Below are 24,553 nucleotides of genomic sequence, written 5' to 3'. Positions count from 1 at the left end.
TTTATGAAAAGCTGAATGAGCTTGTGATTTCGTTGAATCAACTCGTACTGGCTCATCGCTCCGATCATTTTCAATCAGCACTTTCCATTATAGCAAGATTTCCATCAGAATTAAAGAACTTTCCCGTGTTTCCTTCCCTATTAGCGCAATCAGTCTTTGCTTAGAAAAACTCATAGTCGTTTGTAATATAATCAAGTCCGCTTTCCTTAACAATAAAAAAAACAGTTTGCGGAACCTCTAGTCGTATTGTTTTTTCATAAGGCAATTTCAGTAGAATACCACGTAGAACTCGTCCCAATAAACCATGGGACATCACAATAATATGCTGTTGTTGGATTGTATTGATTTCTTCTAGCCACTTGTTACAGCGTTGCTGAACATCTTCATACGTTTCTCCATTGGGGGATTTAAAGTACCAATCAAATTCATTATACTCTTTGTCTTTGGTTTCTGCTGCAATCGCTTTTCTGTTTTTACCATTCCACGAGCCAATATCCACCTCTTTTAACCGCTCTTCATTGACAGGTTTAATCAAGTGACAATCTAATACTTGATAAATGATTTCAGCACTCTGCTGTGTTCGACCTAGTGGGCTGAAAAAAAAAGCAATTTCTTGATCCTCTAACGATTTTAATTTTTGTTTTAAAAGGAATCCATTTTCTTTGACTTGTATTTTCCCAAGAGGTGTTAATGGCGAATCAAGCACCCCTTGATAAATTCCTTGTTGATTAAATTCTGTTTCTCCATGTCTGAGTAAATAAATTTTTTTCTTCAAAAAAACACCTCCAAAAAAAGTGTATCACACGCGTGTCAAAACAAAAATGTCTCTTTACCTTTTCTTAGAAAGAATTATTCCGTTTATTCTTATTTTTTTGATATACTGAGTATAGAAAAATAAATTGGAGATGGAAAAATGGACCAAAAAGAGTTCAGAGATAATTTAGAATTAAAATCAGTAGATGAAAAATATGTCGATCAGTTCAATGAACTATTGAGCTATGTCTTCCAGTTTACGGAAGCCGATTTAGAGGAAAGCGGCTATGAAAGCAAAAAAGAGTTGATCAAATCAAAACAGCCGATTTTAGAGCAATCAAAGGTTTTTGGCTGGTTCCATGAGGATCAATTGATTTCCCAAATTGCGATTTATCCGTGTGAAGTAAATATTCACGGGACCCTTTTCAAAATGGGCGGTATCACAGGAGTTGGAACCTATCCTGAATATGCAAATCATGGTTTGATGCAAGATTTGATCCATCTAGCCCTTAAAAATATGCGGGAAGATCAACAATGGATTTCGTACCTTTATCCTTACAGTATTCCTTATTATCGCCGAAAAGGCTGGGAGATCATGTCGGATAAGTTGTCTTTCAAAATTCGCGATACTCAACTACCTAAACAAGTTTCGGTTCCCGGAATGGTCGAACGTGTGAGTGTAGATCATGAAGATGTCTTTACTGTTTACGCAAAATTTGCTCGTCAAAATCATGGTGCTTTGATTCGGAGCGAATTTAACTGGGAAGAATATTGGCGCTTTGAAAATGAAGATGAACGGACAGCAGCTATTTATTATGGAGCGAATCAAGAACCTTTAGGCGTATTATTTTACTGGGTAGCTGAAGACGTGTTTCATATCAAAGAGATGTTCTATATCAATCAGGAAGCACGCAATGCGTTGTGGAATTTTATTTCAGCTCATTTTTCAATGATCGATTGGGCTGAAGGGGATATTTATAAAAATGAGCCACTCGCCTTTTTATTAGATGACAGCCAAATCAAAGAAACGATCGAGCCTTATTACATGGCTAGAATCGTCGATGTCAAAGAAATGCTGCTGGCTTACCCATACGCCAGCACCGCAAAACCATTTCATTTTGTAGTGAGTGATCCAGTTGCTGAATGGAATAATGGTGTGTTTAGTTTATTATGGGATGAAGATGACCAAGTTTCTGTAACAGATGAACCGTTAGGACAACCTGTGAATATCGACATTCAAACCTTGACTTGTTTATTGATGAATTATCGCCGTCCGACTTACCTACATCGAATCGAGCGTTTGGATACGGATAAGGAAACCTTGAATTCATTAGAACGAATTTTACCGGATCAAGAAGCTTACTTTAGCGATTATTTTTGATTATATTACGAATGATTACTTAATAAAGGATGATTTCTATGAATGACTTTCTTGTTATTCCAACCTTACTAGCCAAAAGACCAAATATGCAATTATCATTTGCAGAAATAGAAGCACAAATGTCCCATGATCATGTGTTACCTGAACTGGCTAAAACTTATAGTGCCTGGTGGACTAAAAAAGAGCATTCTTTTTCAAGTGCTTGGGCTGCTTATGGTTATCAAGTGGATAAAGTTGATTTAGTTAATCAATTCGTCTTTTTCCAAAAAAAATAAAAACACAAACTTAACGTAGAGGTGAAAAAATGAAAATTTATTTTGCAGGACCAATGTTTGCCAAAGCAGACTTACTTTATAATGAATATTTAGTGAAAAAAATCCGTGAACTTGATGATTCACTTGAGGTCTATTTACCGCAAGAAAATGGGGCAATCAATGATAAAACAGCCTACGCTGATAGTAAAATGATTGCTTTAGCTGACACTGAAAAAGTTCTTGAAAGTGATTTGCTTGTAGCCGTTTTAGATGGTATTACGATCGATGCTGGTGTGGCTTCTGAAATTGGTGTAGCTTACGCTAAGAATATTCCAATGCTTGGTTTATACACCGATACACGCCAACAAGGAGCGGATAATCAAAAAAAATTAGCCGCGTTAGGTGATACTGCTGAAAACCAATTCCATTATCTAAACTTGTATACCGTTGGCTTGGTAAAACTAAATGGATCAATCGTTAGTGATGAGCATGCATTTTTAGATTTAATCAAAGAAAAATTAAACAAATAACCATATTGGAGGCTTTTATATGAAGTTAGAATTTGAGGATAAACAAGAAAAAAGTGCCTTTTATTTTTTACTTGCGTTTGGTGTTATCACCTTGATCGTCAATATCGTTAAAACATTTGTAGTCCAACCAACTGAACAATATGTATTATTGACGTTTGAAATGATTGCAGGAATTGCTGTGATCTTCGTACCATTTATTTTCACAAAATTTACAGGGTTGGTTTTCCCAAAAATGGTTCGGCTTTATTATTGGTTTTTCATTTGGATCGCTGTTTTTCTTGGAACGGGTTTACGCTTGATCATTATTGTCCCGTTTTGGGATAAAATTCTTCATGCTGTCAGTCCAATTTTATTAGTCGCTGTGGGATACGCGATTATTGGCTATTGTTTACGTGAGTCGGATTTTTCTAAAATCAGTCCTTGGTTATTTATTATTATGGGATTTGCGTTTGCTGGCTTATGTGGTGTTTTCTGGGAGTTCTGGGAATTTCTTTGTGATTCACTCGGTAATATGAATTTGCAACGTTATATGACGGAAGCAGGACAACCTTATATTGGCCGTGAAGCATTGATGGATACAATGGGTGATTTGTTTACAAATACGATTGGTGCGTTGATTTTAACCGTTTATAGTTTTACGCAACGACATAAGCCAGAGTATTTTAAAGCCTATGCGTTTAGAAAAGTGGATAAATAAAAAAATGGCAACTTTAGATATTCTAAAGTTGCCATTTTTTATGCTATTCTACTTCTAACTCAACTGAAATATTTCCTCTTGTTGCTTTTGAATAAGGACATACCTCATGAGCTGCTTTCACTAGTTCTTCTGCTGTTTCACGATCAACATCATCGATTTTAACAGCTAGAACAACCCCAACTTGAAAACCAGATTGTTCATCACTAAATAATGAAACTGTTGCTTTTACTGTGCTTTTTGATGTGATTTTTTGTTTTGCCATTACAAGCTCTAATGCACTGTTGAAACATGAGCTGTAAGCTGCCGCAAATAGTTGTTCTGGATTTGTTTTATTTTCTTGATGAGGACCAGGAGACGTTACTTGATAACTAAATGATTTGTCTGGTGAAAAAACTTCACCTTCTCTTCCACCAGTATTGATGATTGTTGTTGAATAGATTTTTTTCAAGATTTATTCCTCCACTTCTTATTATCACAGCTATATCGTACAATTAAATTGTACACAATATTTATTCGAATGTACAATAGTATGCTTCATAAATTTTATAAAAAAAGACTTCAAAAATTGGTATCATTTTCAAAGTCTGGTTGCTACATATTAATTACCGATTCCACTAATTTGTTTGCTTAACGAGTTGATTTGTTCGATCAATGAAAAATAGTCTTTTTCATTAAAATCTAACTGAGTCAAACACCCTTCTACTTGATCATAAATTTCAGTTTCTAGCCGAATCGCTTTTTCTGAAAGTGAAATGATCACGATTCGTTCATCTTCTGGTAATCTATTTCGATTGACATAGCCATTTTTTTCCATTCTCTTTAACATAGGTGTCAATGTTCCAGTATCCAATGCAAGCTTTTCCCCAATATCAGAGATTCGTTGATCTGAGTATTCCCATAATACAAGCAAAACCAAGTATTGAGGATAGGTTAAATGAAATGGTTTTAGTGCCTTAGCGTACATTCTGTTAAATTGCTTTGAAGCTGTTTGTAAAGAAAAACACAATTGTTCTTCTAATCGTCTGCTTTTATTATTCACTGGATCCCTCTTTTAAAATGTTAGTTTAATAGTTAGATTCTACACAATATCGATTTTAAAATCAATTTTTAATGCTTATAAAAAAATGAGATAGTCTGCTGAAACAGACTACCTCATTTTTATCTTATTCATCTATCGGTTCATTTTCAAAAACTAACTGTTCATCTAACAAACTGATCGTTACTTTTGTTTTCGGCAATACTTTACCTGATACAATTTCTTTTGCCAATGGTGTTTCCACTTCTTTTGTAATAAATCGTTTCAATGGACGTGCGCCATAAGCTGGATCATATCCACTTTCAGCAATCCATGTTTTAGCTTCGTCAGAAATCACCAATTCGATTTCTTGATGTTCTAATCGTTTTGCTAATTGAGCCGTCATTTTTCCGATAATGCCTTTGACATTCTCTAAGCTCAATGGCGTGAACAAAATTGTATCGTCGATTCTATTTAAGAATTCTGGTTTGAAATTGCCTCGTAATATCGTCATAACTTGTTCTTCTACTTCTTCTGGAATCGTGCCTTCAGCCGTTACGCCTTCAAGTAATAATTGAGAACCGATATTACTTGTCATGATCAACACAGTATTTTTGAAATCAACGACTCGTCCTTTAGAGTCAGTTAAACGACCATCATCTAATACTTGGAGCAAAATATTGAACACATCTGGATGTGCTTTTTCAATTTCATCTAATAAAACGATCGTATACGGGTTACGGCGGACAGCTTCTGTTAATTGGCCACCTTCCTCGTAACCAATGTAGCCTGGAGGTGCTCCAACTAAACGAGAGACGCTATGTTTTTCCATATACTCACTCATATCGATCCGAACCATATGATCTTCTGAATCGAATAGATCTTCCGCTAATGCTTTAGCAAGTTCTGTCTTACCAACACCTGTTGGCCCTAAGAATAAGAATGAACCTAATGGACGGTTTGGATCTTGCAACCCAGCACGTGAACGAATCACTGCGTCACTTACAGCATCTACGGCTTCATCTTGACCAATGACGCGTTTATGAAGAGTTTCGTTCAATTTCATTAGTTTTTCCCGTTCCCCTTCAACGAGTTTGGTTACTGGAATCCCAGTTAAACGGCCAACCACTTGCGCAATTTCATTTTCTGTCACAGCCTCTTGGACCATGCGGACATTATCTTTGGCATTTTTTGCTTCAAGTTCTTTTAATTCTTCTTCTAATTGTGGAATCGTACCATGACGAAGAACCGCTGCTCTTTCTAAATCATAATTGTTTTCAGCATCTTCTAATTCATGTTTTGCTTTGTCGATTTCTCCACGTTTATTGCTGACCGCATTGACTTCTTCCTTTTCCGTCTCCCATTGCATCTTCATTGCATTAGCTTCTTCACGAAGATCCGCTAATTCTTCTTGTAGTGCATTTAGACGTTTTTTACTTGCATCATCTGACTCTTTTTTCAGTGCTGCTTCTTCAATCTCTAGTTGCATCAATCGACGTGTTACTTGGTCAAGTTCTGTTGGCATTGAATTCATTTCAACACGAATCGTTGCACTCGCTTCGTCGACTAAATCGATGGCTTTATCTGGTAAGAAACGATCTGTGATGTAACGATCTGATAGAGTTGCAGCAGCGACTAATGCATTATCATGGATATTAACGCTATGATGAATTTCAAAACGTTCTTTTAGTCCACGTAAAATACTGATCGTATCTTCAACAGTTGGTTCTTTTACTAAAACTTTTTGGAAACGACGTTCTAAAGCTTTATCTTTTTCCATATATTGACGATATTCATCTAGTGTTGTTGCACCGATCAAATGTAGTTCACCACGAGCCAGCATTGGTTTTAACAAGTTTCCGGCATCCATACTACCTTCTGTTTTTCCTGCGCCAACGATATTGTGAATTTCATCAATGAATAGAATGATACGACCTTCACTTTTCTTCACTTCTTTTAAGACAGCTTTTAGACGTTCTTCAAATTCACCACGGAATTTAGCTCCAGCGATCAATGCACCCATATCTAATGAGAAAATAGTTTTGTCTTTTAAATTCTCCGGTACATCTTTACGGACGATTCGTTGCGCTAAACCTTCAACGATTGCGGTTTTACCAACACCTGGTTCACCGATCAAAACGGGATTATTTTTTGTTTTACGAGATAGAATCCGAATCACGTCACGGATTTCTTCATCACGACCAATAATAGGATCTTGATTACCGCTTTTCACTTGCTGTACTAAATCTACCCCATATTTTTCTAATGCTTTGTATTGTTCTTCTTGATTTTGAGAAGTCACACGATCTCCCCCTCTCATATTTTCAATATTTTTACGTAGTTCTTTTTCTGTGATTCCCTGGCTTGTTAAATACTTGGTTAAACGATAATTTTTCAATTTCATCAACGCTAAAATCACAATTTCAGTTGCTAGAAACTCATCTTGAAATGATTCTCTAAGTTTGTCTGCTTCAGCTAATAAGTTAAACAGATTCTGGCTCATACTTTGCCCATATTGAATATTGCTTCCTTGAATACTTGGATATTCGTCGATTGCTTTATCAATTTCACGTTCAAAAGCTTCAACATCAACGCCTGCATCTGTATAAAAATTACGTCCAAAATGATTCGGCTGCAAAAAAATCTTCCATAGGTGAGCAATATCGATTTCCTGATGATGACGAGTAACGGCTACCTTTTGTGCCTCTGCAATTGCCTCTTGTAATGTCGTTGTCATTTTCTCGATGTTCATATAATTACCTCCTAATTTTAAAAGCGTAGTGGGCTCGTCCAGCTTCGACTGAAAAATAGGAAATTATGATTGAGGTGCTTTTTGCCTCAGTCATAATTTATCTTTTTTCCGAGAAGCTAGCCCGCATAGCTAGATAATTTTAAAAGCGTAGTGGGCTCGTTCTGCTTCGACTGAAAAATAGGAAATTATGAATGAGGTGCTTTTTGCCTCAATCATCATTTATCTTTTTTCCGAGAAGCTAGCCCGCGTAGCTAGATAATCTTAAAAGCGTAGCAGGCTTGTTCAGCTTTGACTGAAAAATAGGAAAAATTGACTGTAACGCTTTGGTAACAGTCAGATTTTCTTTTTTCCAAAGCCTCATCCCATAAATCTCTACTATCTAAATAGTATCGCTAATTTATCAAAAAGACATTAGGTCTTTTGTACTATTTTTCTAAGGTCTAAAGTCTGATTAATTTTGACCTTATAAACTAATTATACTCACTTGGTCAGTAAAGGTCAAATAAAAACTATCTTTTTTTGACTATTTTTTTACCTACTTTAATGATAACGCAACTTACTATTTTAGCAAAAGATATACGGTCATTCAGACAAAAAAAGACTGAAGTTTACTATTAAATAAACTTCAATCTTTTAATCAATATTATAGTAATTCTCCAAAGCGTTTCACATAGAATTTTTTTACGATCATCACTAAGAACAAGTATGCAAAGATAGTCAAACCTAACCAAGCAAAATAATTTAATGGCAGTTCAGCTAATCCTAAACTTTGTCCAAAACTTGTAAATGGCAAAATTGTTCCAACGGCAATGCCCAAAGAAGTAATAGTCGTCAAAATAAATGATGCTCGACTTTGTATAAATGGAATTTTAGGTGTCCGTAAGGTATGGATCACCAAAGTTTGTGACCAAAGAGATTCTATAAACCACCCTGCATGGAAAATCGCAATAAAGGTCGCTTGTTGTGCTGGATCTAAATCGTGATAATTTCCTCCTACTAATTGAGGGCAGATAACAAAATACATTAGCAAATAAGTCGTAATATCAAATACTGAACTAGTAGGTCCTAACCATTTCATAAACGAGCCGATTTTTGAAGCGTCCCATTTCTTTGGTTGTTCCAAATAGTCATCGTCTACATGATCCCAAGGAATCGACATACATGAAATATCATAAATCAAATTTAAGAAGAGTAATTGCAATGGCAACATTGGTAAGAACGGTAAAAAGATACTGGCAACAACAACAGAAAACATATTACCAAAATTAGAACTAGCGGTCATTTTGACATACTTCATGATATTTCCAAAGGTCGTTCTACCTGCTAATAAACCACGTTCTAGAACCATCAAGTCTTTTTCTAGCAAGATGACATCTGCCGATTCTTTTGCAATATCAACTGCCGTATCTACAGAGATACCAACGTCTGCTTCTTTCATCGCAGGAGCATCATTGATGCCATCCCCCATAAAGCCGACAGTATGGCCAGCTTCTCTTAATACTTGAACGATCCGTGTTTTTTGTTGAGGTGTTAATTTTACGAAGATATTATATTTTTCTGCAATCATTTTTAACTCAAAATCATTCATTCTAGCGATTTCATTACCTGTAATCAGTTCTTCATTGGCTAATCCGACTTGTTTACAAACTGATTTTGTTACTAAAGCATTATCACCCGTCAATACTTTAACACCGACACCATGTTTTTTTAGTGCTTCTAAAGCAGCCTTCGTCGTTTCTTTTGGCGGATCAAGGAATGCAAGATATCCTATCAAGACCATTTCATTTTCATCTGAAACCGAGAACTCATCAATTGTCGCTGGATTTGTTTTTTGAGAAACAGCCAGTACGCGCAGCCCATCTTCGTTCAGCTCTTCAACGGTTTTCAAGATTTCTGTTTTAAGGGTTTCAGTTAAAGGGGTAACCGTTCCTTTATAGTCAACAAAGCTTGAGATTTCCAACATTTCTTCGACGGCACCTTTTGTGATCATTTGCGTTTTGCCAGATGTATCTTCGATCACAACACTCATACGACGGCGTTTAAAATCAAAAGGAATTTCATCTACTTTTTTATACTTAGAAGAATCAATTGATAATTCCTCTTTTGCCGCATCGATGATTGCGACATCCATTAAATTTTTCAAGCCTGTTTGATAATAGCTATTAAAAAATGCATGACGCAACACTCGGCTATCTTCTTTTCCATCACAATCTAAATGATATTCCAAAATAATCTTGTCTTGTGTCAATGTTCCTGTCTTATCCGTACATAAAACATCGATTGCGCCAAAATTTTGTATCGCATTTAAGTTTTTGATAATTGTACCTTTTTTTGCCATGCTTGAAGCACCTTTGACGAGATTTGTCGTCACGATCATCGGCAACATTTCAGGCGTTAGCCCCACTGCTACAGACAAACCAAACAGAAACGCTTCAAACCAATCTCCTTTTGTTAATCCGTTGATCAAAAATACTGCTGGCGCCATTACTAACATAAATCGAATCAACAACCACGACGTTTTGCTAATGCCAACTTCAAAATTTGTTTGAGGATTTTTATCAGAAACATCTTGTGCTACTTTTCCAAAAAGCGTGTCATCTCCTACAGAAACAACGATTCCTTCAGCACTACCACTAATTACATTGCTGCCCATAAACACAATATTTTCATATTCTGTTTCGACACTGTTCACTTTCAATTTGTAATCTGCTCTTTTTTCTACAGGGTAACTTTCACCAGTCATGGCAGATTGAGAAACAAATAGGTCTTTTGTTTTTGTTAAACGAATATCAGCAGGAATCATGTCTCCGGCAGACAATTTTATGATATCGCCACAGACGATTTCTTCGATTGGAAGTTCTACTTGTTTTTTTCTGCGGACAACGGTTGCCGTAATTTTGACCATATTATTCAATTTTTCTGCTGCTTGATTTGACTTTACCGATTGGATCAGCGTCATAGTCCCACTGATCAAAACCATTGCTAGAATAATGAGTACACCAACAAGATCACGGTCAGCTGGTGGTGCAATAACATAATCCGTTATAAACGAAATAATAGCTAGCGTGATCAAAACGATCGTAAAAGGGGTAAAATACGCTTTGATTATTTCAATGAATAGCGGCGTTTTTTTGCCATGTGTAATGACATTTTCTCCAAATTCCTCTCTTGATAGTACAGCTTGCTGATGTGTTAGGCCCATTTTTGAAGACTTGAAAAATGTTAAGATATTTTCTGCGGAGTTTCTTGCAAAATATTCATATGATTGGTTGTTCTTTCTATTTAATACTGCTCTTTTATCCATGTATTTCTCCTTCTTTCTAAAACTCTGATCAATGAAATGACAGCTGGTTTTATAAGAACCCTCTATGATTTCATCATTTTGTCTCTATTTTAGGAATCGGACTGATGGAAAAAGAGGATCTGTTATCGGAGAAACTTGCTTGTTTGCCCTAGAAACAAATAGACAATAATAGGTGTATTCTCATCAACAGATTTCTTTATCCATAAGTCCTTGATCATCTCACTACTGTCATCCATTTGTTTCCATCCCCTTTAGCGTTATGTGTTTGATAATTCCAAGCATTCGTGCGTTCTTTTTGGTACAAATACTTTTCTCGAATTTTTTTAAGATCACCTGTCCATCTGAGTACGCACAACTTGTACTTTGATACCCAAAATGATCATAAAATCCCCAAGCTTGCTTACGACCCGTTAAAAACATAGTTTGAAAACCCATCAGATCTGCCATTTTTTCTGCAAATTCAAGCAATTGCTTTCCTATTCCAAATCCTTGATATTGATCATCGATTGCAACTTGTTTGATTTGAGCTACCTTTTGGCTTCTTTTTGAAAGAAGTAAAGTCCCCACAACTTTTCCCTCAATCATCGCAGCTATATGGATATCCTGTTTTTCATTGACTGGTAATTCTTTGATCCATTCTTTTCCAGCACTGGTTTTAAGTAGCTTGTTTCTTAAAAAAATGCCTCTCCAATATTCTTCACTGTTCCAATTAATAATTTTGACCATCACTGTTTTACCATTTTGATTCCTCCATTCTTTTAGTTACTCATTTGATTGATTTCAATGACTTCCGACAGTTGAGATAATTCTGAAATAATCGTATTGACTGCTAGTGTGCCATTTCTTGTCGCTTCGATTTCTAAAAATAGTCTTACCTTTTTTCCTGCCAAATCAGTACAGGAGAATTTAGTGAACGTTAAACAATATTTGTCTAGCAACTGAATAATTTCTGTTCTAAGCATGACTTCACTTGTATTGCTACTAATGACCGATAGGTAATGAATCGATTCTGTTTGTTCCTCTTCTCTTTGAACGGTCAAATCATCCATTTTAAAAGATAAATTTCGCAACAAAATATTGACTAACATTAAAGCCACCGCACAAATCATTCCTTCGAGCACAAATCCTGCTCCGATCAAACTTCCAACAGCAGCTGAACACCATAAAGTTGCTGCAGTGTTGATACCTGTCACGCTGAACCCTTCTCGTAAAATTACGCCACCAGCAAGGAAACCAATCCCACTAACTACTTGAGCGGCAATTCGTGTAGGGCTACTGTCATCTTGGATCAACATGGATAATGAAACGAACTGGCACGAACCAAAAGTCACTAGTGTCATGGTTCTCATTCCAGCTAATTTTTTTCGCCATTGACGTTCTGCTCCAATAATCATTCCTGCAAAAATACTAGCGATAATGTTGATTAAAAATTCATAGGCTTGCTCCTTCCTTAGATTTGTTGTTACTTTTTGATGTGATTCGCTAGTACGGTCAATTCGCCCTTTTTTTGCCAAGTATTGTTCATTAGTTACTCTATAATGCGACGAACTTTTGAAAAAAAACAAATGACCTTCCGCCAAAACTCAGCGGAAGGTCATAAATAAGCGCACAAAAAAAAGCCTGCATGATCTAGTCGTTGAGTTTTGGCACTATACAACGTAAAAAGCAGAGCTTTTAGCTACCTTATGAAAAGCCTTGTAATCGACAATCCCTGTTCTACCCATTGGCATCTCTCGATGTTTTTGGGCAGTAGCCTGTGTTTGTATAGGAGCCTCACCTAACAAATCTATTTAGTTATCTTACATGTGAAACTATACCACCATTGTAAAACAAATGTCAATGTTTTCTGTTTATTTATTTTTTGAAAAATGTTATTTTAACTATAGAATAAAAATAAAGAATGCTACAAAGTGCTTATTTACAAACTTTATAGCATTTTTTGTTTTTTTAATATTTATTAATTTTTTTCAACTTTCACAACTGAATTTCCAGCTACTTGGGGTGGAATCGACATCGTCATCGCAGGTAAACCTACTAAAGTAAATTGAATCTTATCTCCTGTTTTCAAGTCATTTTCTGTGATTCCATCTGCTAATTGATCCTTTGATACATTCAAAATAACCCCATCATTTTTCATCATACCAACAATTTCCTCTGGATCCTCAACTGCTTCGACTTCTTTTAAAACCAGCCGCATTGATTTATCCACTGTGTCATTGGTTTTAGCATCTTCAACTAAAACTGCTGTGAATACAGATTGAGATTTTTCTTGGTCTTTAGTGTCTGACGTTTCATCGGTCGTTTGATCTTTTTTACTGCTCATTGAAGTTTCTTCACTTCCTTTTGACGAACTTTTTTTATTTTGTGTGCATGCTCCCAAAGAAATCAAGGTTAACACTGTTAAGATTGTTATTGCGATTTTTTTCATAGATATACCCTCCAATACGGTTACTTTATTATAAGCTATATAATCAATCGTAGTCCATTGCTACCAATCATTATTAAAGAAAATAAAAAAAGTGACTGAGGCATAACTCAATCACTTGGAATCTGGATAAAAGCCGTCATTAGCCATTTCTTCGATCATTACCAGACATCGTAATCTCTTGTGCTAAATAACGAATACGTTCCATGATTCGACGGGCTTTCAACGGCTCTTGTTCCCCTCGTTGAGTCACAGATAAATGTTTTTCTAAGTCTTTTAAGTCAAGGTTTGATGAAAAAAACGTTACTAATTGTTCCTGCATACGATATTGCAGAATAACGCTTAAGACATCATCTCGAATCCAAGATGTCATTGATTCTGCACCCAGATCATCAATCATTAAAACAGGTGATTTCTTAACAGCATCAAGCTTTGGCCCTACCATATCTTTACCGATTGCTTGTTTCATTTCGACTGTAAAAGTTGGAAAATGAACGATCGTTGTAACAAATCCGCGTTCAGCTAAACTATTAGCAATCGCACCTAACAGAAAAGATTTACCTACACCAAATGTTCCTTGAAGATATAGTCCTTTATGAAATTCTTTTGGATTTTGAGAATAGGATTTGATAAATCTCATAGCACTTGCAAAGGCCTCTTCACGTCCGTCTGAGCTCAAATCAAAATTATTTAAACGAGCTTCACGCACATCTTTGGGCATATCCATTGCTTTGACACGTTTACGTATTTCATCTTCACGCTGTTTAGCAATCAAAGATTCAGTGGGAACATAAGTGACATCGATATAATGGAAGTTTAATGCTAGTTTCGGCTCATAACCAGGTGCAATCATGTTTGGATCATTCAATTGATATTTTCTTTTTTCTTGAACAAACTCATATAATTTCGAATAGCTTTTTTTTATGTCTTCATCTGTTAAACGATCTCGGTTACCTTCTATAAACTTTTGGACGTCAGGATCTTTCATAACAACTTCAACTAGTTCATTATATCTCTCGTTCATATCTCTTTTTTGAATGATTTTTGACATTTCTTTTCCTACATCTTCCATTATTATTCACCTTCTTCATTTAATAATTCTTGAAGTTCTCTTTCAAGTTCAGCCTGTCTTTCTGGCGAAAGTTTCTTTTCTTCGACTGGATTATCCACCCAATCTGGTAATGTTTCTTGACGGATCGGTCGATTATTTTGTCCGTATCTCTGTCTTGTTTGTTTTTGTTCTTTCCCCTTTTTGGCTAGCTCACGGACATGATCAATGGCTTTCTCTGGTGAAAAAATGCCGCTTTGCGCCCATTCGTTGGCGATTCGATTCACATAATCAGCCTTTAATGTGGGTTGTTTTTGTATATTATAAACATAATTGATCAACACATTGATCACACTGTTCGGCAATCCAGATTTACTCACTAAATACTTGACTAATGAACGCTCTTGCGGGGTTGTATAACCACCACGCTCATTTTTTAATGCTTCCAAATAATTTAATGGAAAATTTTTCTCACTATCCATGATCATCTGAATATCTTGCGTTGAAAAACCATTCATTTTCAATGAATTATAACGGTATGTTTGCTGATCTTCAGCAGTTAACTCCACTGAATCATTTTTTTGAAACTCACTTGATTTTTGCTTTTTGTCAGGATCATAGGTTCTATAAATTGCCCGTTCAAAGTCCTTCACATCAATCTTACTTGTATAATAGTCAAAGGATTTAGAACAAAAATCGATCATATCCAATTCTGTAATCCCAAATAAATTATGGAAGATAAACACTTCTTCTTTGAATCCAGCACTATTATCTGGTAACTTGATCCCAAGTTTTTCTATTCCTTGAACAAAATAAGACCAATCAAAGCTTTCATTGACGGCACTTGGTTTTTGCGCTGGTCTTGGATCATTAAACGATTGTTCCATTTGAATCAACTGCTTACTTTGAGAAATCATTTGTTCTTCTTTGAATAAATAGACATCCTTAAATCCTGCTGAAATCTCTTCATAGCCAGTTAAATTAACAAATTTCGGCTTAAAACGTTCAAATAATTTATCTAGTTTTCTTTGTCCTACACTGTTCAATAATGTTAGTGACAATACTTCATCTTTAAAAAAACGTTCGGCTGTTTCAGGATGATTTAAGCGATATAAAAAACGCATTCCTAGTTCAGAATCATTTTTACAAAAGGTTCCTAATAAACCAATTCCTTCTAATTTCTTTCTAGCCGCTTGGATTTGTTTGATACTCATATCCATCATCGTAACCAAATCTGCATGAAAAAGTGACTCACTAACGCCTGTCTCTTCAACTTCTGATAAAAGTGTCAAGTATAAGCTAAAAGCTTCAGCACCAATAATCGGCTGATATAAAAACGTCAGTATCGCTTGTTCTAGATTGGATAAAGGATGAGATAGTGCTGCTTGAAAAATACTTTTAGGGTGGACTTCTTTCCAATTGTCTTTCAAGGAAAGACCTCCTTATTCATTTGTTGTATCTGAATTTGAAGATTTTGCTTTATCTACGATTCCTTGTAGTTCTTTTAAGAACACACTCATATCTTTAAATTGACGGTAGACACTGGCAAATCGAATATAGGCGATTTCATCCAAATTAACTAAATCTTCCATTACATATTCTCCGACCAAAGTAGTCGAAATCTCATTTTCGCCTAAGCTACGGACACGGTTTTCAACATTATCAACGATTTGTTCCATTTGTTCCATGGCAACTGGACGTTTTTCAGCCGAACGGATCAACCCACGTAAAATTTTCTCTCTATTAAATTCTTCCCGGTCACCATTTTTCTTGATGACTAACAATGGAGCTGCTTCAATTCGTTCGAATGTAGTAAAACGGTAATTGCAATTTTCACATTCTCTCCGACGACGAATCGCACGCCCATCATCGGCTTGACGACTATCGATTACACGGGAGTTATTATGATGACATCTTGGACAACGCATAGTGTTCACCTCATTTTATCTAATAATATCTATTTTTAAAGTTTCGTTTTAGTTTACTTTCTATATTATAACATGAAATGCTAGAGAAACCAGTCATTAACGATTACTTCTTAAGCATTTTTTTCTTATTGTTACGCTCTTATTTAATAACATTTTTCTCTTGTTTCAAAAAAAATAATCGAGTAAGTCGACGTTTTGAACGTTCAAACTTACCCAATAATTATTGCCTTATAGTTCTATTTTGTCTCGCGTTCCCCAGCCAGTATTCCTATGGGTAATATATCCCCAAATTCGAACAGGTGACAATACGAAAATTGCCCATAGTACAGTAAATGGAAAAGCTAAAAAAACGATCCATTTATCCCGATTTGCCAAATCATTCCTAGGAATTGAAAGATATGCCAAGGAATAAACTGCACTAAATGCTAAAGGAGCTACTAAGATTAATGGAAAATCAGTCATTACAAAAAACACCCAGTAAATCAATTGATACTTAATAACGTTCATAGCCGCAAACATAGCCCAGCCAAATGCCTGTCTAAAGAAAACAAAGCTACTAACAGGGAACAGTGCTAACCGCCAAAAGCCTCTAATAAAACTGCCTCTGTTCCAACGTAGATGTTGTCGCACATGATGACTCAGTTTATTCGGCAAATCTGTATAAGAAACTGCTGTCATTTGAGCAACAGTCCGTCCTAAAAGCATCGCTGTTAATGTTAAGAAACTATCATCTGAAAATTCTACTCTAACACGACCAAACGTTTCATTTTCATACCCTAATTTTTGAGCTAAGTTCAAAACTTCAGCCCGATAAAATGCAATTGGACCGCTATTAACAGCTACACTGCCAAACATAGAGTTCATTGATCGTTCTATAAGCACCATGTGTCCGATCACTAATAAATCTGTGATCACAGTCAAAAGATTATCTGTAACATTTCTTGTCACAATCACGCCTGCAACAGAATAAACTCGTTCGTCTTCAAACGGGATGATCCCTTGTTCTATCGCATGTTCTTCAAAAACAGTATCACTGTCGATTGTTAAGATGATCTCATTATGAAAATCAGAAATTTCTAAATGGTTATACGCATTTAATTGTGCTGCACGTTTCCCACTATTTTGCTGCTTGATAAACTGAAAAGAAATACCCTTTTCTGCAAAAATCTCTTGGTATTCCTCTGCAAGTTTTGAATAATCGACAAGCGAGTTACCGTCATCAACAGCAACTAATTCAGCTGGCGGAAGTGTTTGATTTAGAATAGATTGAAATGTATTTTTAATGTTTTCAATTGGTTCATTATACATAGGCATCAATATGTATACATTTCGTTTGCTGACCTTTTCAGATACGTATGGTGTATATAAAGTACTTAAAATAAGAGTAGCTAATGCCATTCCACCACTCATTGTAAAAAAAGGAGCAATCCCACTCAAAGAATGACGATAGCCATTCGGCAACCTAAATTGAAACCATACAATTGCTAAAGAAAGAATCGAAACAAGCGTAAATACTAGCAAAAAACCATTTTTATTATACAGTGTATGCTTGCTACTCTGACTTCGAATATTTGCCCAAAACCTATTTTATAGCGTCTAATTTTCGGTTTTATTCCTAATTTACGTAATATTTTTTTTTGTTGAGGTTTGAACGTAAAATGAATGATGACTTCCAGCATAAAAATAATCAGCATGACTAGTAGTGGGAGTTTTCCAGATAAAATAAAGCTTTCGATTGAGGGGTGAAAAAAATGAATCAACTCATATATTGCAATATACAATATAGAGGCGATTGGAATCAAATACATGAAAATTATACCAAAGAATTCTAATAAAAAGAAAAATCCTTTTTTCATCAAAACATCCTTTCAAAAAAACAGTTGCACATAGAATCTAATATATTTTGTCTAATAATGATAACTCCTTAACAACGTTACTTCTTTGAATTCAAGCTCTAGTCCTTTGGGAAGGCCTATTTCTACATTGCCCAAATCAATGTTTCGTTTCTCACCACTAATCAAGACTTTTCGACTTAGGTTTCGTTTGATTAAGCTTACCATCAGTATGGTCTGCTTTTGCTCTTTTTTTAAGGTATCGTCGTAGCGAAAAATTTTCTCTTCACGGACTTTTGTCAACTGATTTAATTTCAATTTATTTTGAGATTGAGGAAATTTAATGTCTTTTTTGATATTGATCTCAGTCAATTCTTTATTTGAAATAGCCGCCACTAACTCTTCCCACGTATAAATATCGACATATTTCTTTTCCTTGATGACCAATAAATCCTCTTGTTTTTTTGATGTATCAGGTAAATAAGGATCATCTGATTTATTTCTTCCGTAGATTAGGAAAATCACCGCAAGGAGAAAGAACAATGGTAATAATACTATTTTTAATAGCTGAGTTGAGCGTTTTTTTTCAGTGTATTGTTTTTCTTTGCGTTTGTTTTTTCTTGAACTATCATTCATTATTTTTTCACCTCCTATTTGAACAATCCTTAATCAACGGGGGGCATCATACTGTCGTTAAATCATAAAACAATCGGCTCTTATCCATAATAAGTTTTTTCTTCTCTTCATACACATCATGATCAACAGCATATATTACTAGATCATATTGCATCAGTTGCTGATAGTCTTGTTCCAAATTGACAACTGCTCCATTTTATTGATGCGTTATAAGGGTGCATCACATCATCATATGCAACAATCGATATATTTTTCTCTTTTAATTTTCTTATCAATGAGATAACTGATGACATTCTGACATCTGCAACATTTTTTTTATATGTCACACCTAAAACGGCGATATTCATCTCTATAAAATCTTTTTTGCTCTCTGTTGTAAGATCTTTGATTTTCTCTAGGTAATAATCTAGCATTGAATCGTTGATTTTTCCTGCTATATCGATCAATGGGGTTTCTACTCCTCGGTCTGCCATCAGCCAAGTAAGATAATAAGGATCTACAGGAATACAGTGACCTCCAATACCTAAGTTTGGTGTGAATTTCATAAATCCGAAAGGTTTTGTTGCAGCTGCTTCCAACACTTCACCTACATCAATATCTAAATTATCCGAAATTTTTTGAAGTTCATCCGCTAACGCGATATTAACCAGTCGAAAAGTATTTTCATATATTTTAGCTAATTCAGCTGTTTTCAAATTGGGAACGGAAGAAACATGGCTTCCAAAAAAATCTTCCACTTTTGATAAGCATTTGTCTGTATATCCAGCAACGATTCTTGGGATTTTGGCACTTTGAGATTGTGTATTGCCTGGATCGATTCTTTCCGGGGAATAAGCGATGAAAAGATCGATTCCGATATGATAGCCAAGCTTAGAGAACTCAGCTACAAGGTATTCTTCAGTTGTTCCGGGATACGTTGTACTTTCTAAAATGATCAATGAACCTAGTTTCACTTTATTTTTGATCAAATCAACAGCCGATATGATATAGCTTAGATCAGGAATTTTATTTTTGTCGATTGGCGTCGGCACATCAATAATGTAAATATCTTTTTCTTTGATTAGTTGCTCATCATAGGTAAATATAGTGCCTTTTTCTTTTAGCATTTGAATGGTTTCATCCGATACAGTGTCAATATGACTTACCCCTTTATTCAGTATGTCAACTTTTCGATTATCAATATCAAACCCAATTACCTTATGAGCATTTTTCACATGATTTATTACACTTGGCAGCCCAACATATCCTAAACCGATTACCACTACTTCTTTTTTCATTTCACTCTTCACTATCTCCCTTTTTTCACAATCCTTTTGCTCACGAAAAGATAACACAGGTTTGACAGAATTGTCTATGCTCTCCGTAACAAACACGTTATTCTAAAGAATACATATAAATGAGTTTATCACATCTTTATATTTATTTTAAAATAAAAAAAACACGTAAAAACAATGTTTAATACGTGTTTCACTATATTCATTTTCACTATTTTTAAATTATAAATAAAAAACAAAAACTAAAATTCTCGTTATTTTATACAAAAATATTTTTAGATACCCATTTTTGTACTATTTTTTCTGTCTCTTCAATACTTTTTTGATTATCAAACACGATATCTGCCTTTTCTTTTTTCTTCTCAATGGACAATTGACTTTTGATCCGTTGTTGCGCTTCGGCTTGCGTTAAGTTATCTCGTTTCATCAAACGGGCTAGTTGCGTTTCTTCTGGAACATAGACAACTGCAACTTTGTCAACAAACTTATCATAACCCCCTTCAAATAATAGAGGGATATCAACAATAACCAATGGGGCCTGATTTTTTTTATCAGCAATCTGAGTTAAAATCGCTTTTTTCAAAAAAGGAGAGAGTATTTCATTAAGTTTTTTTCTTTTTTTCTCATCAGAAAAAATAATTTCACCTAGTTTTTTTCGGTCTAATGAACCATATTTGCTTACTATTTCAGAACCAAAAACAGCCACTACTTTTTCCAATGCTGGCGTCCCTACTTCAACGATTTCCCGAGCAATTACATCCGCATCGACGATAGGAAAATTCAGACCCTTGTACACAGTAACAACTGTACTTTTCCCTGTTGCAATACCACCTGTCAGCCCTAATATCATGCCCATTGATCAATTCCTCACTTTCAAGGTTTGACACTTAGGACAAAAATGTGTGCCGCGTTGTGCTACTTTTATTTTTTTGATTTGCGTTGCACATCTAGGACAAGGTTTCTCAGTCTGACCATAGACATTTAGTGATATTTGAAATGTTCCCGCTTCTCCTAACGCATTTAGATAACTACGTATCGTAGTTCCGCCTGCTTCAACAGCACGGCCAAGAACATCAATAATTGCATAATATAGCTGTTCCACTTCCTTTGGCTTTAACGTGTCCGCTGGTTGTTCAGGATGAATCTTCGCTTCCCATAACGCTTCATCCACATAGATGTTGCCTAAGCCTGTCACTAAACGCTGATCTAATAATAAGGGTTTAATTGCTTTATGATGTTTTTTTAATCCTGTACGAAATTCAGGCAGCTTAAATTCAGACGGAACCGGCTCAGGACCTAAAGCTAAAATCCCTTTGTAATTTTCCCCTTGATTCTTAGGTACCAAAACCATACGGCCAAATTTCCGAACATCAAGATAACGTAATTCAGTTCCGTCAGTAAAGGTAAAAATCACATGCGTGTGCTTAGTCCGCTCCTCTTCTGGTTCATGGGTTTCATATTTTCCTTCCATTCGCAAATGGGAAATCATATCATAATTCGTTAATCTAAAAATCAAAAACTTGCCGCGACGTTCCATTTTTTCAATCGTTTGACCAATCAACTGTTGTGCAAAAATTTCTGATTCCGGTGACTCGATGATTCTCGGCCATAATATCGTAACTTCTTCGATCGTCTTTCCAACCACTAATTTTTCTAACCCTTTTCTGACTGTTTCAACTTCCGGTAATTCAGGCAAATTCCATCTCTCCTTAGAAGAAAAGACCGAAACCAACGCGTCAAAGTTTTCAAAACTTTTTTCGTTTGGTCAGTCTTTTCTTAAATTATTTTAGTTTACTATTTTGCTTCGTACCATGTTTTACCCCAACTGCTGTCAGTCAATAACGGTACATGTAAAGCAACAGCGTTTTCCATTACATCTTTCACTAATGCATCTAGTTTTTCTAATTCAGATTCAGGCACTTCAAAGACAAGTTCATCATGCACTTGTAATAACATCGTCGCTTGCATATTTTCTTCTTTTAGTCGATCTTGCATGTTGATCATCGCAATTTTCAAAATATCAGCAGCACTTCCTTGGATCGGTGTATTGATCGCAGTCCGTTCTGCAAAAGAACGCAAATTAAAATTACGTGAATTGATATCTGGTAAATAACGGCGACGGTTATACAATGTCTCTACAAATCCTTTATCCTTTGCGTCCCGAACGATATCTTCCATATATTTTTTAACGCCCGGGTATTTTTCAAAATAGGTATCGATATATTCTTGCGCTTGCTTTCTAGTAATACCCAGATTTTGTGACAAACCATAATCACTGATTCCATAGACAATCCCAAAGTTTACCGCTTTCGCTTGACGACGCATATTTGGCGTCACATCCTCTGGTTTTTCAATACCAAATACACGCATTGCTGTACTTGAGTGAATATCCTGCCCTTCAATAAACGCTTCTTTCAAGTGTTGATCATCTGAAATATGAGCTAAAACACGTAATTCGATTTGAGAATAATCAGATGAAAAAATCAACCAGTCTTTCTCTCTTGGTACAAAGGCCTCACGAATTTTCCGTCCTTCTTCTAAACGGATCGGAATATTTTGTAAGTTAGGATCCACTGAGCTTAAACGTCCAGTTTGAGTTAATGTTTGAACATAGCGTGTATGAATTTTGTCATCCGGCTGAATCACTTTTAGTAGTCCTTCAACATAGGTCGATTGAATTTTGGCAATCTGACGGTAAACTAAAATATCTTCTACGATCGGTGCTTGTTCTTTTAATTGTTCTAATACGTCCACTGCAGTTGAATAACCAGTTTTCGTTTTTTTAATGACCGGCAACCCCATTTTTTCAAATAAAATCACCCCTAATTGTTTAGGTGAATTCAAGTTGAATTCTTCGCCTGCTTCTGCATATATTTTTTGTTCGATTTCACGTAGTCGATCTGAAAATTCGATACGCATTTCTTTCAATCGATTAGCATCCACACGAATTCCTGTGATCTCCATATCGCCTAAAATTTTTGAGAGTGGTAATTCCATTTTATAGAATAGATCTGCTTGATTTTTCTCCACTAATTCTGCAGCTAGCTTTTCAGAAAGAAAATGGATTGCATTGACTTTTCTCGCAAGATGACTGAAGAATGCCTCATCATCTTCCGGCAAGCCTTTTTTCGCACCTTTTCCGTAAACTGATTCATCAGAATGAATATCCATATAGCCGTAATGCTGCGCTACGCCTTCAATATCCGCACTATTATCATTTGTATCTAATAAGTATGCTGCTAATAATACATCAAACGTAATCCCTTGAGGCTTACCAACATAACGGTTAAGCGAAACATACGTCCGTTTTGCATCATAGACTATTTTTTTATATTTTTCTGACAGCAACCAATCAATAAATGGTTTGCTTTCAAATAGTTCCAAACTATTCGTCGTATATACTTTGTTCTTCGTTCCCCAGGCAACACCTACGATCGGTGAAGTATGATAGTTATCTTCAAGCATTTCAATATATAATGCCATATCATCAGTAAACATTTCTTCTGTAAATGTATCTACCACATCAAAATGCACATCTTCTAGTTCAACGGTTTCTTCTTCAACGTTTAATTTGCTTAGCATTTGCTTGAATTCCATTTCTTTATAGAATGGAATCAATTTTTCTAAGTCTTTTCCTTCATATTTAAGTTCATCGATATTTATTTCAACTGGAGAATCTACATTAATCGTGGCCAAGCGTTTAGACATAAAGGCTTGTTCTTTATCGTTGATCAGATTCTCTTTCATTTTGCTTTGCTTCAAGCTATCGATGTTTTCGTAAACACCTTCGACTGAACCAAATTCTTTCAATAATTTAATAGCGGTCTTCTCACCAATTTTCGTTACCCCAGGAATATTATCTGAAGTATCTCCGGCTAAACCTTTCATATCGATGATTTGATTGGGTGTTAAACCATCATATTTTTCAGCTACATGTTCTGGTGTATAAGTCTCTAAATCGCTAACACCTTTGATCGTAATATCAACCTTCACTGAGTCTGTCGCTAGTTGCGTTAAATCTCGATCTCCAGACAACACAACAACATCAAATTCGTCTTTCGGTACTTTAGTAGCAAGCGTTCCGATGATGTCATCTGCTTCATAATTGTCTAACTCATAATATTTCACACCTAAACCAGTCAACAATTCGCGAATATAAGGCATTTGTTCTTTAAATTCTCCTGGTGTTTTCGAACGACCTGCTTTATATTCTGGATAAAATTCGGTTCTAAAGGTTGTTTTTCCTGCATCAAATGCAACTAAAACATGGGTCGGATTTTCTTTTGTCATGACGTTTTCAAACATATTATTAAACGCATATACAGCATTTGTATGTAACCCATTTTTATTTTTAAAACGTTCTAGGGAATTGTGCAAAGCAAAAAATGCTCGAAAAGCTACACTGTTTCCATCAACTAATAATAACTTATTTTTTGTCATCTTTTTTCTCCTCATCTTCAGCAAACTGGTTTCCTTCTTATTCTAACAAAATTCCGTCAACTTTGCAGTAGGAAGGAACTAAAGTTCGTAAAGCACATTGAATTGAAAACAAAATAAGACCCACTCTGCACACTCAGAGCGGATCAATTAGGAGTTCACACAAATGAAATTGATTACTTGTAATTATTGTCTTTCTTCTATGTCCTTATAATACAAGCAATTTGTGAATATTATATGAACGAACGGTTGCCAAAATGTAATTTTTTTAGGTTTGAAATAGTCTT

General features: G+C 35.5%; 23 protein-coding genes and 1 riboswitch. Of the genes, 4 read left to right on the top strand and 19 right to left on the bottom strand.

Annotated features, from left to right (window positions below):
• Positions 1-160: 160 nt before the first annotated feature.
• Entirely contained in the window at positions 161-775 is a 615-nt protein-coding gene (locus IGL98_RS07445; RefSeq protein ID WP_206842687.1) for a histidine phosphatase family protein, read from the bottom strand.
• 138 nt (positions 776-913) lie between these two features.
• Between IGL98_RS07445 and IGL98_RS07440 the strand changes: the two genes are divergently transcribed.
• The 4 genes from IGL98_RS07440 to IGL98_RS07425 are packed head-to-tail and all read left to right on the top strand — an operon-like array spanning position 914 to position 3,615.
• On the top strand, positions 914-2,134 hold the full coding sequence (locus IGL98_RS07440) for a GNAT family N-acetyltransferase (RefSeq protein WP_206842686.1): 1,221 nt from the start codon (positions 914-916) through the stop codon (positions 2,132-2,134).
• A 38-nt stretch (positions 2,135-2,172) separates the two neighbouring features.
• The gene (locus IGL98_RS07435; RefSeq protein WP_206842685.1) at positions 2,173-2,409 is read left to right on the top strand and encodes a DUF7662 domain-containing protein; all 237 of its coding nucleotides are present in this window, start codon (positions 2,173-2,175) and stop codon (positions 2,407-2,409) included.
• Positions 2,410-2,438: 29 nt separating this feature from the next.
• A complete protein-coding gene (locus tag IGL98_RS07430; protein WP_206842684.1) occupies positions 2,439-2,918 on the top strand; it encodes a nucleoside 2-deoxyribosyltransferase in 480 nt (159 codons plus the stop codon).
• Positions 2,919-2,937: 19 nt separating this feature from the next.
• Complete coding sequence (locus tag IGL98_RS07425) at positions 2,938-3,615, top strand: hypothetical protein (RefSeq protein WP_206842683.1); 678 nt, start codon at positions 2,938-2,940, stop codon at positions 3,613-3,615.
• Positions 3,616-3,658: 43 nt separating this feature from the next.
• Here IGL98_RS07425 and IGL98_RS07420 read toward each other — a convergent pair whose 3' ends face one another.
• From IGL98_RS07420 to polA, 18 genes are all read right to left on the bottom strand, one after another.
• Complete coding sequence (locus IGL98_RS07420) at positions 3,659-4,063, bottom strand: organic hydroperoxide resistance protein (RefSeq protein WP_206842682.1); 405 nt, start codon at positions 4,061-4,063, stop codon at positions 3,659-3,661.
• A gap of 150 nt (positions 4,064-4,213) precedes the next feature.
• Positions 4,214-4,654, bottom strand: a complete 441-nt coding sequence (locus IGL98_RS07415) for a MarR family transcriptional regulator (RefSeq protein WP_206842681.1) — start codon at positions 4,652-4,654, stop codon at positions 4,214-4,216.
• Positions 4,655-4,778: 124 nt separating this feature from the next.
• Positions 4,779-7,382 (bottom strand): ATP-dependent chaperone ClpB, encoded by a 2,604-nt coding sequence (gene clpB, locus IGL98_RS07410; RefSeq protein ID WP_206842680.1) that lies wholly within the window; start codon positions 7,380-7,382, stop codon positions 4,779-4,781.
• Positions 7,383-8,025: 643 nt separating this feature from the next.
• Positions 8,026-10,686 (bottom strand): magnesium-translocating P-type ATPase, encoded by a 2,661-nt coding sequence (gene mgtA, locus IGL98_RS07405; RefSeq protein WP_206842679.1) that lies wholly within the window; start codon positions 10,684-10,686, stop codon positions 8,026-8,028.
• Between the two features lie 228 nt (positions 10,687-10,914).
• The gene (locus IGL98_RS07400) at positions 10,915-11,412 is read right to left on the bottom strand and encodes a GNAT family N-acetyltransferase (RefSeq protein ID WP_206842678.1); all 498 of its coding nucleotides are present in this window, start codon (positions 11,410-11,412) and stop codon (positions 10,915-10,917) included.
• A 32-nt stretch (positions 11,413-11,444) separates the two neighbouring features.
• On the bottom strand, positions 11,445-12,251 hold the full coding sequence (locus IGL98_RS07395; RefSeq protein WP_242590155.1) for an MgtC/SapB family protein: 807 nt from the start codon (positions 12,249-12,251) through the stop codon (positions 11,445-11,447).
• Positions 12,252-12,307: 56 nt separating this feature from the next.
• Positions 12,308-12,478: riboswitch (M-box (ykoK) riboswitch) on the bottom strand.
• A gap of 165 nt (positions 12,479-12,643) precedes the next feature.
• A complete protein-coding gene (locus IGL98_RS07390) occupies positions 12,644-13,114 on the bottom strand; it encodes a hypothetical protein (RefSeq protein WP_206842677.1) in 471 nt (156 codons plus the stop codon).
• 139 nt (positions 13,115-13,253) lie between these two features.
• On the bottom strand, positions 13,254-14,183 hold the full coding sequence (gene dnaI / locus IGL98_RS07385; RefSeq protein ID WP_206842676.1) for a primosomal protein DnaI: 930 nt from the start codon (positions 14,181-14,183) through the stop codon (positions 13,254-13,256).
• A 2-nt stretch (positions 14,184-14,185) separates the two neighbouring features.
• Positions 14,186-15,589: a replication initiation and membrane attachment family protein gene (locus tag IGL98_RS07380; protein ID WP_206842675.1), complete on the bottom strand. Its 1,404-nt coding sequence runs from the start codon at positions 15,587-15,589 to the stop codon at positions 14,186-14,188.
• 12 nt (positions 15,590-15,601) lie between these two features.
• Positions 15,602-16,087, bottom strand: coding sequence for a transcriptional regulator NrdR (gene nrdR / locus IGL98_RS07375; protein WP_010761066.1), 486 nt, complete (start codon positions 16,085-16,087; stop codon positions 15,602-15,604).
• A gap of 228 nt (positions 16,088-16,315) precedes the next feature.
• Entirely contained in the window at positions 16,316-17,608 is a 1,293-nt protein-coding gene (locus tag IGL98_RS07370) for a glycosyltransferase (protein WP_206842674.1), read from the bottom strand.
• The gene (locus tag IGL98_RS07365; RefSeq protein ID WP_206911917.1) at positions 17,602-17,943 is read right to left on the bottom strand and encodes a hypothetical protein; all 342 of its coding nucleotides are present in this window, start codon (positions 17,941-17,943) and stop codon (positions 17,602-17,604) included. Before IGL98_RS07365 ends, IGL98_RS07370 begins: the two co-directional genes overlap by 7 nt.
• A gap of 51 nt (positions 17,944-17,994) precedes the next feature.
• Positions 17,995-18,555: a pectate lyase-like adhesive domain-containing protein gene (locus tag IGL98_RS07360; protein ID WP_206911916.1), complete on the bottom strand. Its 561-nt coding sequence runs from the start codon at positions 18,553-18,555 to the stop codon at positions 17,995-17,997.
• Between the two features lie 46 nt (positions 18,556-18,601).
• Positions 18,602-18,733: a hypothetical protein gene (locus IGL98_RS07355; RefSeq protein ID WP_277989052.1), complete on the bottom strand. Its 132-nt coding sequence runs from the start codon at positions 18,731-18,733 to the stop codon at positions 18,602-18,604.
• Positions 18,699-19,832 carry a nucleotide sugar dehydrogenase gene (locus IGL98_RS07350; RefSeq protein ID WP_206911915.1) on the bottom strand — a complete coding sequence of 378 codons (1,134 nt, stop codon included), beginning with the start codon at positions 19,830-19,832 and terminating at the stop codon, positions 18,699-18,701. The genes IGL98_RS07355 and IGL98_RS07350 overlap by 35 nt, the downstream gene beginning before the upstream one ends.
• Positions 19,833-20,088: 256 nt before the next feature.
• Positions 20,089-20,685, bottom strand: coding sequence for a dephospho-CoA kinase (gene coaE, locus IGL98_RS07345; RefSeq protein WP_206842669.1), 597 nt, complete (start codon positions 20,683-20,685; stop codon positions 20,089-20,091).
• Positions 20,686-20,688: 3 nt separating this feature from the next.
• Positions 20,689-21,525, bottom strand: coding sequence for a DNA-formamidopyrimidine glycosylase (gene mutM / locus IGL98_RS07340; protein WP_206911914.1), 837 nt, complete (start codon positions 21,523-21,525; stop codon positions 20,689-20,691).
• Between the two features lie 98 nt (positions 21,526-21,623).
• Positions 21,624-24,269: a DNA polymerase I gene (gene polA, locus IGL98_RS07335; RefSeq protein WP_206842667.1), complete on the bottom strand. Its 2,646-nt coding sequence runs from the start codon at positions 24,267-24,269 to the stop codon at positions 21,624-21,626.
• Between the last annotated feature and the right edge of the window lie 284 nt (positions 24,270-24,553).

This window comes from Enterococcus sp. DIV0840, assembly GCF_050527835.1.
Classification (GTDB): domain Bacteria; phylum Bacillota; class Bacilli; order Lactobacillales; family Enterococcaceae; genus Enterococcus_L; species Enterococcus_L ureasiticus.
The sequence above is the reverse complement of the archived record's forward strand: the minus strand, read 5'-3'. Positions and strand labels throughout refer to the sequence as shown.